The organism is Bradyrhizobium sp. UBA2491 (genome assembly GCF_002341725.1).
Classification (GTDB): Bacteria; Pseudomonadota; Alphaproteobacteria; order Rhizobiales; family Xanthobacteraceae; genus Bradyrhizobium.
In genome coordinates this window covers 1,709-17,080 of sequence record NZ_DDOP01000042.1, presented here as the reverse complement: position 1 = coordinate 17,080, position 15,372 = coordinate 1,709, and the positions used below count along the sequence as shown (strand labels likewise).

Below are 15,372 nucleotides of genomic sequence, written 5' to 3'. Positions count from 1 at the left end.
CCATGCCGAAACTCTCCGTCGAGCGCACAGTCACACAGACGAAGAAAGCGGTGCTCGGCGGATTGCTCCGCTACAACAACGAGAAGATGGGGAAGCAGAAGTACAAGCGCTTCGCCATCTCGCTGCGCCAGGGTGACGAGATCGTCGGCGGCGTCGTCGGCGAGGTCTGGACAGCGGTGTTGTTCATCCAGTTGTTCTGGCTGGAGCAGAGGTTTCGCAGCAAGGGCTTCGGCGCCAAGCTGATCAAGGCGATCGAGGACGAGGCGCGGCGCTTCGGAGCGACGCAATCCTACGTGGATACGATGAGCTTCCAGGCGCCGGGCTTCTACCGCGCCAACGGATATAAAGAGTTCGGTTCGATTGAGGGATATCCCGGTGGCGTCACGCGCCATTGGTTTACGAAATCGCTATGACAACCTCCAACATCAAATTCCGTCCCGGGTCGAAGGAAGCGCCGACCGAGCCGTTCAAGCGCTCGGTGTCGGCGTGCCTGAAGGCGATCGCCAAGAAGCCGGAGCTCGAGGTCTCGTTCGCCGCCGAGCGTCCCGGGCTCGCGCCCGGCAAGGCGCGGCTGCCGGAGCCGGCGCGCAAGATGACCAAGCGCGATGCGGCGATCGTGCGCGGCCACGCCGATTCGATCGCGCTCAAGATCGCCTGTCACGATCCCAAGGTGCATCGCAAGCTGATGCCGGGCAATCCGCAGGCGCGTGGCGTGTTCGAAGCGGTCGAGCAGGCGCGTGTCGAGGCGATCGGCTCGCGGCGGATGGCGGGTGTCGCCAAGAACCTGACCGCGATGCTCGACGACCATTTCCATCGCGGCAAGTATGACGAGATCACCGATCGCGCCGATGCGCCGCTGTCGGATGCGCTGGCGATGCTGGTGCGCGAGCGCCTCACCGGCCTCGCTCCGCCCGCCGCCGCGAAGAAGATGGTCGATCTCTGGCGTCCGTTGCTGGAGGACAAGATCGGCTCGCGGCTCGACAAGCTCAGCCGCTTCACCGAGGACCAGGCCCGGTTCGGCGACCTCGTCCATGATCTGCTGTCGGCGCTCGATCTCGGCGACGACCGCAACATGGATTCCGACGATGACGACGACCAGGACGAGAACCAGGACGGCGAGAGCGATCAGTCCGGCGCCGAAGGCTCGCCCGATTCCGATGCCGCGCAGGAGATGAGCGCCGACCAGGCGCAGACCACCGCGGAGGAGATGAGCGAGAGCGCGATGGAGAGCGCGCAGGCTTCGACGTCTGATACGTTCGACGATGGCGAACTCGGCGACGACGAGACGCCGGGCGAGGCGACGCGGCCGAATTCGCGCGGCCAGAACGAGCCGCGCGGTCCGGAGTATCATGCCTTCGCGCCGAAATTCGACGAGGTGATCGCGGCCGAGGATCTCTGCGATCATGACGAGCTGGAGCGGCTGCGCTCCTATCTCGACAAGCAGCTCGCGCATTTGCAGGGTATCGTGGCGCGGCTCGCCAACCGCCTGCAGCGCCGCCTGATGGCGCAGCAGAATCGCGCCTGGGAGTTCGACCTCGAAGAGGGCATCCTCGATCCGGCGCGGCTGTCGCGCGTCGTCACCGATCCCTATCACCCGCTGTCCTTCATGCACGAGAAGGAGGCGACCTTCCGCGACACCGTGGTGACGCTGCTGCTGGACAATTCCGGCTCGATGCGTGGCCGCCCGATTACGGTCGCGGCCACCTGCGCCGACATCCTGGCGCGCACGCTGGAGCGCTGCGGCGTCAAGGTCGAGATCCTGGGCTTCACCACTCGCGCCTGGAAGGGCGGGCAGTCGCGCGAGGCGTGGCTTGCCGCCGGCAAGCCGGCCAATCCGGGCCGCCTCAACGACCTGCGCCACATCATCTACAAATCGGCCGATGCGCCATGGCGGCGTGCGCGCAAGAATCTCGGCCTGATGATGCGCGAGGGTCTGCTCAAGGAAAACATCGACGGCGAGGCGCTGGACTGGGCGCACAAGCGCCTGCTGGCGCGTCCCGAGCAGCGCCGCATCCTGATGATGATCTCCGACGGTGCGCCGGTGGACGATTCCACGTTGTCGGTCAATCCCGGCAATTATCTCGAGCGGCATCTGCGTCACATCATCGAGGAGATCGAGACCCGCTCGCCGGTCGAACTGATCGCGATCGGCATCGGCCACGACGTGACGCGCTATTATCGCCGTGCCGTCACCATCGTGGACGCCGAAGAGCTTGGCGGTGCCATCACCGAAAAGCTCGCCGAGCTGTTCAGCGAGACCCACGGCTCTGCGCCCGCCCCGGGCACCCGGCGCCGCCTCCACTCGTGAGACATGCGCTCACATTCTAGCCGCCGCCATTTCCTGAGAGATATGGCGGCGGGGCTGTCGGTCGCGGCATTGCCGCGTCTCGCGCAGGCGCAAAACGCGACGCAGCCTCCATTGCCGCCGAGACCAGCCGCCGGTCCGAGTGCGTCCCGCGTCAACGAACCCGTTTCGATCGAGGTCAAGGCCCGGCCGCTGGCCTCATTCGATATCCGCGATCGTTCGCGGGTGCGGTTCGGTGCGCTGGAATTTCGCAGCGGCCTGATCCTGACCTCGTCGTTCGCAGGTTTCGGCGGCTACTCGGCGTTGCGCCTCGATCCCAGGGGTGAGCGCTTCATCGCGGTCAGCGATCGCGGTAGCTGGCTCACCGGCCGCATCGTCTATCGCGGCCGGGAGATGGTCGGGCTGGGTGACGTCGAGGCTGCACCGCTGCTCGGCGCAGATGGCAGGCCGATCACAGTCAACAGGGGCTGGTTCGATTCGGAATCGCTCGCGCTCGACGGCTCGATCGCCTATGTCGGGCTCGAGCGGGTCAACCAGGTGCTGCGCTACGATTTCTCCAAAGGCTTCACCCGCTCGCGCGGCGAGGTGGTGCCGCTGCCGGCGGCGGCGCGCAAGCTTCCCAACAACAAGGGGCTGGAGGCGCTGGTCTTCGTTCCCAAGACGATGGCCAACGTTCAACCGCTTGCCGGCACGCTGATCGCACTGTCCGAGCGGGGCCTCGATGCCAGCGGCAACCTGATCGCCTTCCTGGTCGGCGGCAAGACGCCGGGTCAGTTCAGCGTTCGCCGCACCGACAATTTCGACATCAGCGACGCGGTGCTTCTACGCTCTGGCGATCTCTTGATCCTGGAGCGGAAATTCTCCTGGATCGGCGGCGTCGGCATCCGCATCCGCCGCCTCGCGCTGTCGGACATCGTGCCAGCTGCCCTGGTCGATGGGCCGGCGATCTTCAACGCCGATCTCGGCAACGAGATCGACAATATGGAAGGCATCGATGCCCATGTCACCGACGAGGGAGAGACCGTGCTGACCATGATCTCCGATGACAATTTCTCCCTGATCCAGCGTAATCTGCTGCTGCAATTCACGCTGGTGGAATGATCCGCGGGCAACGGCGTCAGAGCATTGCTGCTCTGCGTCCCGGCCTCTCCGCGGCTCCTGCCTGTTGGTGATCGACCGGGCGGCCCCTATGTTAACGGCGCCTTTCCCCCGATCCCGGATATCCCCGCATGAGCACCCTGTTCTCTCCGATCGAACTGCGCGGCCTCAAGCTCTCCAATCGCATCATGGTTTCGCCGATGTGCCAGTATTCGGCCGACGACGGTTCGGCCAATGACTGGCACTTCACCCACATCAACATGCTGGCGCTGTCGGGAGCTGCGATGTTCTGCATCGAGGCCACCCATGTCGAGGATATCGGGCGGATCACGCCGGGCTGCCTCGGCCTTTACAGCGATGCCAACGAGGCGGCGCTGAAGCCGATCCTGGCCTCGGTGCGCAAGCATTCGAAGGCCGCGGTCGCGATGCAGCTCGCTCATGCCGGCCGCAAGGCCTCGAGCCAGCGTCCCTGGGAGGGCGGGCAGTTGATTCCGATCGCCGAAGGTGGCTGGCAGACGGTGGGACCGTCTGCGGTCCCGCATAAGGACGGCGAGGCCGCGCCGGTGGCGCTCGATGATGCCGGCCTGAAGCGCATCCGCGAAGCATTCGTCGCTGCCGCGAAGCGCGCCGACCGGCTCGGCATCGATGCGCTCGAACTGCACGGCGCGCACGGCTATCTGCTGCATCAGTTCCTGTCGCCTCTCGCCAACAAGCGCACCGACCAGTATGGCGGCTCGCTCGAGAACCGGATGCGCTTTCCGCTGGAAGTGTTCGACGCCGTGCGTGCTGCATTTCCGGACCGCAAGCCGGTCGGCGTCCGGGTCTCGGCGACCGACTGGGTCGAGGGCGGCTGGGACGTCGCGCAGACCGTCGAATTCACCAGGGAGCTGAAGAAGCGCGGCGTCGACTGGATGGACGTCTCGTCGGGCGGCGTCTCGCCGTTGCAGAAGATCCAGCTCGGGCCGGGCTACCAGGTGCCGGCGGCGCAGGCGGTGAAGGAGGCGACCGGCGTCACCACGATGGCGGTCGGCCTGATCACCGAAGCCAAGCAGGCCGAGGAGATCGTCGCGTCAGGCAAGGCCGACATGGTGGCGCTCGCCCGCGGCATGCTCTACGACCCGCGCTGGGGCTGGCACGCCGCCGCCGAACTTGGCGGCGAGGTCTCGGCACCGCCGCAATACTGGCGCTCGCAGCCGTCGACGCAGAAGGCGCTGTTCGGCAAGATCACCTTCGGTGCGCGGTAAGGCTGCATCGGTCGCGAAGCCCGCTTCGCCATGAGGCTTTCGTCGATGCGAGGAGCGATGCCGGCATCGCTCCTCGCATCGGTTTGGAGGCGGAATAATTGCATCGCGGCATACCCGCGTGCTAGCGTTCCACTCGCATCAAGAGTTGGGGCGACGCCCAACGCCAACCTGCCAATCCGGGCAAGGTGGCACTCCCTCCCGGGAGGATGTGGCCGAGCCGGCAACCAAGCGGACCCGAGCCACCAGCGTCGTTCCTCAGGCAAAGGAATGCCGCGTCATGCCGATCAAGATCCCCGACGATCTCCCCGCCCGTGAAACGCTGGAAGCAGAAGGCGTCGCGGTCATGCGCGAGGCCGACGCGATACGGCAGGACATCCGCCCGTTGCGGATCGGGCTGCTCAATCTCATGCCGAACAAGATCAGCACCGAAACGCAGATCGCTCGTCTGCTGGGCGCAACCCCGCTCCAGATCGAACTGACGCTGGTACGGATCTCCGATCATGTGGCGCGTCACACGTCGGCCGACCATCTGGCGGCGTTCTATCGGCCATGGAGCGACGTCAGCACCGAGCGCTTCGACGGCTTCATCATCACAGGCGCTCCGGTCGAGCGCCTGCCGTTCGAAGAGGTCCGCTACTGGCCCGAGTTGCGGATGATCTTCGAGTGGACGCAAACCCACGTCCACAGCTGCTTGACCATCTGCTGGGCCGCTCAGGCGGCCCTCCATCACTTCCATGCGGTGCCGAAGCACGAGCTTGCCCGCAAGGCCTTCGGAATTTTCCAACATCGCAACCTGGCCCCGGCGTCGCCGTACATGAGAGGATTTTCGGACAGATTCGACGTCCCGGTCTCGCGTTGGACGGAGGTCAGGACCTCCGACATTTCGCAAAGCCGCGGCCTGCATGTCCTCGCCGCCAGCGAGGAGGCTGGTCCTTGCCTCGTGAGCGATCCGCGGCGCCGTTCGTTGCATATCTTCAATCATTTCGAGTACGAGACCGGCACGCTCGCGGATGAGTATGCGCGCGACGGCAACGCTCAGCTGCCTGCCAATTATTTCCCGGGCGATGATCCCTCGCGACGCTCAGAGAACGTCTGGCGCAGTCACGCCCACCTTCTGTTCGGCAACTGGATCAACGAAATCTACCAAACCGCGCCGTTCGATTCCGCCACGATCGGCCGCGCCTCGCCGGTGATGTCCTAGCGCGTTACCGATCACGGAGTCGTCGTCGCTCGCTGCGGATCATGGAGCGACAAAGCCATTGTCCTGCCGCGGCCTGGGCAGGTACTCTCGGAGCGCGTGCGCAAGACACGCATCAACAATGCGAGAGAGGAAACCCATGGAACTCGGATACTTCGCGATGCCGTCGCATCCGCCGGAGTGCGGATTGAAAGAGGGCCACGACTGGGACCTGCAAGTGCTGCGCTGGCTCGATGAACTCGGCTATCAGGAAGCCTGGATCGGCGAGCACCACACCGCGCCCTGGGAGCCGCACCCGTCGCCCGATCTCTTGGTGGCGCAGGCGCTGTTGCAGACCAAGAATCTGCGCATCGGCCCCGGCGGCTTCCTGCTGCCGTATCACCATCCCGCCGAACTCGCCAACCGCGTCGCGATGCTCGACCACATCTCGAACGGCCGCCTGAATTTTGGCGTTGCGGCATCAGGCCTGCCGAGCGACTGGGCGATGTTCAATGTCGACGGCATGTCCGGGCAAAACCGCGACATGACCCGCGAGGCGCTCGAGATCATCCTGAAGATGTGGACCGAGCCGGGACCCTGGACGCACAAGGGCAAGTTCTGGACGGTCACCAAGCCGGACACGATGTTCGACTTCCTCAAGCCGCACATCAAGCCTCAGCAAGCGCCGCATCCGCCGATCGGCGTCGCCGGCCTGTCGAAGAACTCGGACACCTTGAAGCTCGCCGGCGAGCGCGGCTTCATCCCGATGAGCCTCAACCTGAACCCGGCCTATGTCGGCAGCCACTGGGATTCGGTAGAAGCGGGCGCCGCCAAGACCGGTCGCAAGCCGAGCCGCAAGGACTGGCGGATGGTACGCGAAGTGTTCGTCGCCGACACCGACGCGGAGGCCTGGAAGCTCTCGACCGGCGACATGATGGGCCGGATGATGAGCGAATATTTCCTGCCGCTGCTCGGTCACTTCGGCTTCAAGGATTATCTGAAAGCCTCGCCCGACGTGCCCGACAGCGACGTCACGGTCGAATATTGTGCACGGAACAACTGGATCGTCGGCTCGCCGGCAACCGTCACCGAGAAGATCGAGAAGATCTATCACGAGGTCGGCGGCTTCGGCGTGCTGCTGGTGTTCGGCTTCGACTACAAGCACAAGCCCGAGGCCTGGCACAATTCGCTGCGGTTGCTCAAGCAGGAGGTGCTGCCGCGACTGAAGCATCTCGATGCATCGGTTGGCCGCGCGGCCTAGCTTTTGACGGTGAGAAAGAACGCGGGGCAGCGGCGAGGCTGCCCCGTTGTCATGTGAGGTCGGACAATCGACGTCATGCGCAGGCGGAATGCGCCGCATGCGTTGATCCGATTACCCCGTGGATCGGTGTAACTGGTTGCAGTAACCGCAGAGTGTGGTGCCGGTCGCAGTCATGTGAGTGGGGAGCACTATCGCGATGCAGCGAAAAGGCCTAGCCTGAACGACGGCGCAATTCATTGATGAGGCAGAGCAATGCGCAGCCGCGTCAGAAAATTTGCCCATGTGCTGGAGCGTTTCGGGCTTGCCCTGGCGGGAGCCGCGAGCGGCCTGTTCGTCGCCATCCATGTCGGCTCGAGCGTCTCGGCGCTGACGTCGCAGGCGTTCCTGCTCATCATGATGCTGGGTGGCGCGATCGGGTTCTATCTCGGCATCGATACGCCGCCGAAGCTGTTTCGCCCGAAGGACTCGGCCTCGACGCGCAAGATCGACGCGGCGGAGTTGCTCAGCGCGGTCGGCACCTTCCTCGCCACGCTGGTGGCGTTCTTCTCGGTCGGCGTGATCGTGCTGCGCAGCGAGCCGGACATCGCCTGGACCGCGGCGATCATGACAGGCTGGGTGCTTGGCGTCGCCATGCAGATCGTCGCCGGCACGATCGCGCGCACCCGGGCCTGATTGGACTCAGCCGGCGATGCCCAATCCGGCGAGATGCGTGTCGACGAATTGCGTGAGCCGCTCGCGTAGCCGCTCCGGCGGCACCGCGACCATGCGTTCCTCGAGGCCGAGCGAGATGATGCCGTGGACCGCGGAGAACATCATGCGCGACAGCAGCGCGATATCGTCCGGATCGCGATCGGGCAACAGCCGCACCAGCGGTGCGTGCATCAGCGCGAACGCGTCCATCACCATCGCGAGGATATCTTCCGGAAACGGCCGGTCGTTCTCCATCCGATGCTCGAACAGCGAGCGCAGCAGATTGGCGTGCTCGGTGGCGAAGCCGAGATAGGCATCGGCGAGCCCGTGCAACTGGCGCAGGGGATCGTCGGCGGGAACCGCCTTGAGCCGGGCGGTCAGGGCCTGAACGGTCTCCCGGTTCACGGTCAAGATCAGGCCGTCGAAGTCGCCGAATTCATTGTAGACGCTGCCGATCGAGCAGCCGGCTGCCTCGGCAACATCACGAACCTTCAATGATCTCAATCCTTTAGTGGTGATGTACCGGCGCGCGATCTCGATCAGCAGAGCTCGCCGCTGAAGTTTTCTCCGGTCCCGTCGCGATTCTTCTTGAACAATGTTCATTTTCGTATTACTAATTTGAGCGTTGCTCAAGTTGGCATAGGAGGCCACTCACATGCAGACCCTAGCACTTCAATTGACCACCACCTTTGTCGATGACGCGATCGAGTTCGTGAAGGGCTTCGGCCGCGTCATGTTCGATCTGGCGACTGCGCCGATCGAGCGGATCGCCCGCGCCTGCGACGTCGCCGGCGTGCTGGAGCAGCGGCGCGCGGATCGACACGCGCCGCGCCCGTCGGCTGCTGGCGGCGGCCGTTGCAAATCGCGCAACTGCCGTTGGTCGCCGTTCCGCGGCCTGAGTGAACTGACCTGAAGTGCGCAGTCCGCAATTGTCGCCGAAACCGCAACAAAGCACTCACTATGTCCCCGCGAACTGATGTCGAGATCAAACAACCCCAAGTCTGGATAAGGTCTCGTACATCTCTCGCGGGCAATGTCCCGTCGTTTCGGCGCTGCGGATGTGCGCCGGTTCGAACCGAACCATTGCGAAAAAGACTAAAAGCTGCGGCATCTCCGTCATTGTCACCCCGCCCATCCCTCTCTGCCACGCGAACTCCCTGACTGCTGGCGCCGTGCGCGCTAACCCAAGGAACCGGTCATGATCAAGGAATTGATGACGTCCCGCCGCTTCGCGCCGCTGTTCTGGTCGCAGTTCTGTTCGGCATTGAATGACAACGTGCTCAAGAATGCGCTCGTCATCATGCTGCTCTATAGCGTGGCGACCGAGCAGGGGCCGGCGCTGGTGCAACTCGCCGGCGCGGTGTTCATTGTTCCGTTCTTCGTGTTGTCTGCGCTCGGCGGCGAACTCGCCGACCGCTACGTCAAATCCATCGTGGCGCGGCGCCTGAAATTCTTCGAGATCTTTGCCGCGGCCTTTGCCGCCGCCGGCTTCTTCATGCACTCGATCCCGCTGCTGTACGTCGCATTGGCGCTGTTCGGCGTCGTGGCTGCGCTGTTCGGCCCGGTGAAGTATGCGATGCTGCCCGACCAGCTCTCGGTTTCGGAGCTCGCGACCGGCAACGCGCTGGTCGAGGGCGCGACCTTCATGGCGATCCTGATCGGCACCATCGCGGGCGGCCTGTTCGTCGCCGGCGCGAGCCACATGGGCTGGATCTGCACCGCCGTGGTCGGTCTGTCGATGCTGTCCTGGGTGTTCGCCTCGCGCATCCCGGTCACGCAGCCCTCCGCGCCTGAGCTTGCCATTACCAAGAACCCGTGGACCTCGACGGTGCGCCTGTTGAAGTCGCTCTATGCCGAACAGCGGCTGTGGGACGGCATGGTGATCGTGTCCTGGTTCTGGATGGTCGGCGCGATCGTGCTGTCGCTGCTGCCCGCGCTGATCAAGGAGGGCGTCGGCGGCACCGAGGGCGTGGTCACGCTGTGCCTCGCCGTGTTCGCGATCGGCATCGCCGCCGGCTCACTGTTCGCCGCGCAGCTGAGTCATGTTCGGCCGAACCTTGCGCTGGTTCCGATCGGCGCCATCGTGATGGGCCTGGTCGGCCTCGACCTCGCTTGGGCGATCGCCACCACCTCGCTCGGCAAGGACGTCACGGCGGCTGCGTTCGCGACCTCGTTTGGCGGCTTCCGCATGCTGGCCGACTTCTTCCTGTTTGCCTTCGGCGGCGGCCTGTTCGTGGTGCCGTCGTTCGCCGCGGTGCAGGCCTGGACCGCGCCGTCCGAGCGCGCCCGCATCATCGCCGCCGGCAACATCTTGCAGGCCGGCTTCATGGTCGCCGGTGCGGTGTTCGTCGGCGCGCTGCAAGCCATCGGTCTTCCGATCGCCTGGATCTTCTTCGGCCTCGCCATTGCGAGCTTCGGCACGGTCTGGTTCGTGCTGAGCAAATGGGGCAAGGAAGGCGTCCGCGATTTCGGCGCGTTGCTGTTCCGCGCGCTGTTCCGGGTCGAGGTCCGCGGCATGGAAAACCTGCCGCCCGAGGGCACGCGGATGCTGATCGCGCCCAACCATGTCAGCCTGGTCGACGGTCCGCTGCTGCACGCCACGCTGCCGATCGACGCGAGCTACGCGGTCGATACCGGAATCTCCAAGGCATGGTGGGCCAAGCCGTTCCTGAAGATGATCAAGCACTACACGATGGATCCGTCCAAGCCGCTGGCCGCGCGCGACCTGATCAAGCTGGTCGCGGCCGGTGAGCCGGTGGTGATCTTCCCGGAAGGCCGCATCACGCTCTCCGGCTCGCTGATGAAGGTCTATGACGGCACCGCGATGATCGCCGACAAGGCCGATGCCGTCGTTGTTCCGGTCCGCATCGAGGGCGCGCAGCGCTCGCATCTGAGCTATCTCAAGGATGGCCAGATCAAGCGCTCCTGGTTCCCCAAGGTGACGATCTCGATCCTGCCGCCGGTGAAGCTGCCGATTGACCAGGCGCTGCGTGGCAAGGCGCGCCGCAACGCCGCCGGCGCCGCGCTGCAGGACGTCATGATCGACGCCATGGTGCAGAATGCGATGCTCGACCAGACCCTGTTCGAGGGCCTCGGCCATGCCTATCGCGACCGCGACACCGGCAAGCCGATCATCGAGGACGCGCTCGGCACCAAGCTGACCTATCGCAAGCTGATCCTCGGCGCACAGGTGCTGAGCCGCAAGTTGGAGCAAGGCACTGCGGTGGGCGACAATGTCGGCGTGCTGTTGCCGAATTCGGCCGGCGTCGCCGTCGTGTTCTTCGCGTTGCAGACCATCGGCCGGGTGCCGGCGATGCTCAACTTCTCGGCCGGTCCGGTCAATGTGCTGGCCGCGATGAAGGCGGCGCAGGTCAAGACCGTGCTGACCTCCAAGGCCTTCATCGAGAAGGGCAAGCTCGACAAGCTGATCGCCGCGATCGCCGGCCAGGCGCGCGTGGTTTATCTCGAGGATGTCAGGGAGGGCATCAGCCTCGCTGACAAGATCGCGGGCTTCCGCGCCGGCATCGCGCCGCGTGTCGCGCGCAAGGCCAACGATCCCGCGGTCATCCTGTTCACCTCAGGTTCGGAAGGCACGCCGAAGGGTGTCGTGCTGTCCCACCGCAACATCCTCGCCAATGCGGCGCAGGCGCTGGCGCGGGTCGATGCCAATGCCGACGACAAGGTGTTCAACGTCCTGCCGGTGTTCCATTCGTTCGGTTTGACCGGCGGCATGATGATGCCGATCCTCGGCGGCATCCCGATCTTCATGTATCCGTCGCCGCTGCACTACCGGATCGTGCCCGAGCTGATCTACCAGACCGGCGCCACCATCCTGTTCGGTACCGACACCTTCCTCACCGGCTATGCCCGCTCGGCGCATGCCTATGACTTCCGTACGTTGCGGCTCGTCATCGCCGGCGCCGAAGCGGTGAAGGAGCGCACGCGGCAGGTCTATATGGAGCGCTACGGCATCCGCATCCTCGAAGGTTACGGCGTCACCGAGACCGCGCCGGTGCTCGCGATGAACACGCCGATGGCCAACCGCCAGGGCACTGTGGGTCGCATCTCGCCGCTGATGCAATATCGCCTTGATCCGGTCCCAGGCATCGAGGAAGGCGGCCGCCTCTCCGTAAAGGGGCCGAACGTGATGCTCGGCTATCTCCGCGCCGAGAATCCCGGCGTGCTGGAGCCGCTGCCCGAAGGTTGGCACGACACCGGCGACATCGTTACGATCGATGCGCAGGGCTTCATCGCGATCAAGGGCCGCGCCAAGCGCTTCGCCAAGATCGCCGGCGAGATGGTCTCGCTGTCGGCGGTCGAGACCATGGCGACCACGTTGTGGCCGCAGGCGATGTCGGTTGCGGTCACGCTGCCCGATCAGCGCAAGGGCGAACGCATCGTGCTGCTCACGACGCAGAAGGATGCCGACCGATCAGCGATGCAGCGCCAGGCCAAGAGCGTCGGCGCCTCCGAGCTCGCGGTACCTGCCGACATCCGCGTCGTCGACAAGGTGCCGCTGCTCGGCACCGGCAAGACCGACTATGTCGGCGCGACGGCGCTCGCCAAGGAACTCGCGGCTGCGCCGGTTGTGCAGGCCGAGGAGCAGCCGGCCGAGCCGGAGCCGCTCGCGCAACATGTCGCATGAGTCTTGGCATGATGGTTGTGCTTTTCGGGCGCATGTTGTCAGATGGACGGCAACTGCTCCCGAGAAAGCACGATCATGCTGGACAGACTGAACCCGGCTACCGAAGACAGGCCTGAATTCGTCGCCGAACGATGGATTGCCGCGCTCGATGCAGCGCTCGCCGACCGTTCTCGTGAAACCGTCGCCGCGCTGTTCGCGCCCGAGAGCCACTGGCGCAACATCTTCGGCATCTCCTGGCATTTCGCGACCTTCAGCGGGCAACAGAGCGTCGTTTCCGAGCTGCTCGCGCGCGCTGAGGCGGTCAACGCGCGCGGCTTTCGTCTCGACGACCGTGCCTTGATACCGCGGCGCGCGGTGGTGGCCGGACGTGAGGTGATCGAAGCCGTCTTCGCCTTCGAGACGTCGAACGGCGCCGGCACCGGCGCGCTCCGCCTGCTTCCCGGCGCCGATGGAAATTCCGCGGCGTGGACCTTCTCCACCATGCTCGACTTCGACCGCATCTGTGATGCTCGCGCCGGGCAGGCCGCCGAACAATCTCACGCGCGCGATTTCGCCGCACCCGACTGGCTCGAGCAGCGGCAGGCCTCGCGCGCCTATGCGGACCGAGAGCCCGATGTCCTCATTGTCGGCGGCGGGCACGCCGGCATCGCGGCCGCGGTCGAGTGCAAGCGGATCGGGCTCGACGCCTTGATCGTCGATCGCGAGCGCCGCATCGGCGACAATTGGCGGCTGCGCTATCGCGGCCTCAAGCTGCACAACAAGACGCCCGTCAATCTGTTCCGCTACCTGCCGTTCCCGTTGAGCTTTCCGGACTACATCCCGAAGGATAAGATCGCGAACTGGCTGGAAAGCTATGTCGACATCATGGAGCTCGACTTCTGGACCGAGACCTCGTTCGAAGCCGCGCGTTATGACGAGGCGACACAACGCTGGACGGTAACGCTGCAACGGGGCGACGGTCCGCGCACGCTGCATCCGAAGCACATCGTGCTGGCGACCAGCGTCAGCGGCACGCCGAACATCCCGACCATCCCCGGCATCGAGCGCTTCGGCGGCAAGGTGCTGCATTCCAGCCAGTTCGCCGCCGGACGCGAATGGGCCGGACGCTCGGTGGTCGTGTTCGGCACCGGCACCAGCGCGCATGACATCTGCCAGGAGCTGCACGCTGCCGGCGCCGACGTCACCATGATCCAGCGCAGCCCGACCATGGTGGTCAACGTCGAGCCGGCGCAGCTCTACGACAAGACCTATCTCGGCGACGGGCCGCCGATCGAGGTGCGCGACATTCTCAATTCCGGCGTGCCGCTGCCGGTGATGAAGATCGCGCACAAGATCATCACCGACGAGGTGAAGCGGCTCGATGCGCCCCTGCTGTCGCGGCTGGAGCACGCCGGCTTCCGGCTCGAATTCGGCGAGGACGGCACTGGCTGGCCCTTGAAATTCCGCTCCCGCGGCGGCGGCTATTATTTCAACGTCGGCTGCTCCGAGCTGATCGCCGACGGCAAGATCCGCCTGGTCCAGGCCACCGACATTGCCGGCTTCACCGCAGACGGCCTTGCGCTCAACGACGGCACGTTGCTCGCCGCCGAGCTGTTGGTGCTCGCCACCGGCTACAAGGGCCCCGACCATCTGGTCGGCAGGCTGTTCGGCGAGGATGTCGCCGCGCGCGTCGGCCGGGTCTGGGGCTTCGACGAGGCGACGCAGGAGCTGCGCAACATGTGGACGCGCACCGGCCAGCCCGGCCTCTGGTTCACCGGCGGCGCGTTCTCGCAGGCCCGCATCTTCAGCCGCTTCATCGCGTTGCAGATATCAGCGATCGAGGCCGGCACGCTTTCGAAATCATCCAACTGCAAGCACTGATCTGAGGGATACCCATGCCGCTCCCGCTCGATGCCATCATTGCCAACATCATTCCGCTGCTGCCGCTGCGCGATCCCGCCACCATGACACCGCAGAGCGCGCGCGATTCGCTGCGTGCCTTGGCCGATGCCCGCGCCGCGGTGCCGCCGCCGCCGGTCGATGTTGCCAGCAATATCGAGGTGCAGGGCGCCGGCGGCAAGCTCGCCGCGCGGCTCTATCGCAACGGCCGCGGCACGGCGCCGACCGTGATCTTCTTCCACGGCGGCGGCTGGGTCGCCGGCGATCTCGAGACCCATGACCGCCAGGCCCGCAACCTCGCGATCGAGACCGGCGCTGTCGTGATCTCGGTGGATTACCGCCGTCCGCCGGAGACGCGCTTTCCCGGCGCGTTCGAGGATGCCTTCGCCGCGGTCCGCGACGTGGTGGCGCGGATCACAGAATTCGGCGGCGATCTCTCCCGCGTCGGCGTCGCCGGCGATTCCGCGGGCGGCAATCTCGCCGCGACCTCGGCGCTGGCCTGCCGCGATGCCGGCATCGCGCTTGCCGGGCAGCTTCTCGTCTATCCCGTCACCGACGTGGTCGGCAGTTTCGCCGATCCGGCGGAGAACGCGAAATTCCCGTCGCGCGCGGAGAATGCCGAGGGCTACTTCCTGTCCCGCGCGGTGATGGAATGGTTCTGCGGCCATTATCTGGCGAACTCCGCGCAAGGCACCGACTGGCGCGTCTCGCCGCTGCGTGCGTCGAGCCTCAAGGGGACCGCGCCGGCGGTCGTCACCACCGCCTGGTTCGACCCGCTGCGCGACGAGGGCCATGCCTATGCCAGGGCGTTGCAGGCGGCCGGCGTGCCGGTGACCTATCACACCGGCGAGGGCCTGATTCACGGCTATTTCGGTCTCGGCGACGCCTCGGAGGCCGCACGCGCCGAAGCGCAGCGCGCACGGGCGGATTTCAAGGTGTTGCTGGAGAAGGGGGTGTAGCCACGCTGTCGTCCCGGCGAAGGCCGGGACCCATAACCACCGCAGCCTGTTGTTCGAGCGGGCTGTGGCCCCAGCATCCCACCCAATTGTCATTCGGGGTAATGGGTCCCGGCCT

At 65.4% G+C, this 15,372-nt stretch carries 12 protein-coding genes and 1 riboswitch; of the genes, 11 read left to right on the top strand and 1 reads right to left on the bottom strand.

Annotated features, from left to right (window positions below; genetic code table 11):
• The first annotated feature begins 2 nt into the window (after positions 1-2).
• The 7 genes from B2W55_RS13440 to B2W55_RS13410 all read left to right on the top strand — a co-directional run bounded on the left by B2W55_RS13440 (position 3) and on the right by B2W55_RS13410 (position 7,757).
• Positions 3-413 carry a GNAT family N-acetyltransferase gene (locus tag B2W55_RS13440; protein ID WP_024581999.1) on the top strand — a complete coding sequence of 137 codons (411 nt, stop codon included), beginning with the start codon at positions 3-5 and terminating at the stop codon, positions 411-413.
• Positions 410-2,308, top strand: a complete 1,899-nt coding sequence (gene cobT, locus B2W55_RS13435; protein WP_024582000.1) for a cobaltochelatase subunit CobT — start codon at positions 410-412, stop codon at positions 2,306-2,308. Before B2W55_RS13440 ends, cobT begins: the two co-directional genes overlap by 4 nt.
• Before the next feature lie 3 nt (positions 2,309-2,311).
• Positions 2,312-3,406 (top strand): esterase-like activity of phytase family protein, encoded by a 1,095-nt coding sequence (locus B2W55_RS13430; protein ID WP_024582001.1) that lies wholly within the window; start codon positions 2,312-2,314, stop codon positions 3,404-3,406.
• A 128-nt stretch (positions 3,407-3,534) separates the two neighbouring features.
• Positions 3,535-4,647, top strand: coding sequence for an NADH:flavin oxidoreductase/NADH oxidase (locus tag B2W55_RS13425; RefSeq protein ID WP_024582002.1), 1,113 nt, complete (start codon positions 3,535-3,537; stop codon positions 4,645-4,647).
• 130 nt (positions 4,648-4,777) lie between these two features.
• A riboswitch (SAM-I-IV-variant riboswitch) is annotated at positions 4,778-4,885 on the top strand.
• 39 nt (positions 4,886-4,924) lie between these two features.
• On the top strand, positions 4,925-5,848 hold the full coding sequence (locus tag B2W55_RS13420) for a homoserine O-succinyltransferase (protein WP_024582003.1): 924 nt from the start codon (positions 4,925-4,927) through the stop codon (positions 5,846-5,848).
• Positions 5,849-5,984: 136 nt separating this feature from the next.
• Entirely contained in the window at positions 5,985-7,085 is a 1,101-nt protein-coding gene (locus B2W55_RS13415; protein ID WP_024582004.1) for an LLM class flavin-dependent oxidoreductase, read from the top strand.
• Positions 7,086-7,337: 252 nt separating this feature from the next.
• Positions 7,338-7,757, top strand: a complete 420-nt coding sequence (locus tag B2W55_RS13410) for a hypothetical protein (protein ID WP_024582005.1) — start codon at positions 7,338-7,340, stop codon at positions 7,755-7,757.
• A 6-nt stretch (positions 7,758-7,763) separates the two neighbouring features.
• Here the strand turns inward: B2W55_RS13410 and B2W55_RS13405 are convergent, their stop codons facing one another.
• Entirely contained in the window at positions 7,764-8,378 is a 615-nt protein-coding gene (locus B2W55_RS13405) for a TetR/AcrR family transcriptional regulator (protein WP_024582006.1), read from the bottom strand.
• Positions 8,379-8,430: 52 nt separating this feature from the next.
• Here B2W55_RS13405 and B2W55_RS13400 point away from each other — a divergent pair, with 52 nt between their 5' ends.
• The 4 genes from B2W55_RS13400 (at position 8,431) to B2W55_RS13385 (ending at position 15,257) form a co-directional block, all read left to right on the top strand.
• Entirely contained in the window at positions 8,431-8,688 is a 258-nt protein-coding gene (locus tag B2W55_RS13400; RefSeq protein WP_024582007.1) for a hypothetical protein, read from the top strand.
• Between the two features lie 285 nt (positions 8,689-8,973).
• Positions 8,974-12,420 (top strand): acyl-[ACP]--phospholipid O-acyltransferase, encoded by a 3,447-nt coding sequence (locus B2W55_RS13395; RefSeq protein WP_024582008.1) that lies wholly within the window; start codon positions 8,974-8,976, stop codon positions 12,418-12,420.
• Between the two features lie 75 nt (positions 12,421-12,495).
• Positions 12,496-14,280: an NAD(P)-binding domain-containing protein gene (locus B2W55_RS13390; RefSeq protein WP_024582009.1), complete on the top strand. Its 1,785-nt coding sequence runs from the start codon at positions 12,496-12,498 to the stop codon at positions 14,278-14,280.
• A gap of 14 nt (positions 14,281-14,294) precedes the next feature.
• Complete coding sequence (locus B2W55_RS13385) at positions 14,295-15,257, top strand: alpha/beta hydrolase (protein ID WP_024582010.1); 963 nt, start codon at positions 14,295-14,297, stop codon at positions 15,255-15,257.
• The last annotated feature ends 115 nt before the right edge of the window (positions 15,258-15,372 follow it).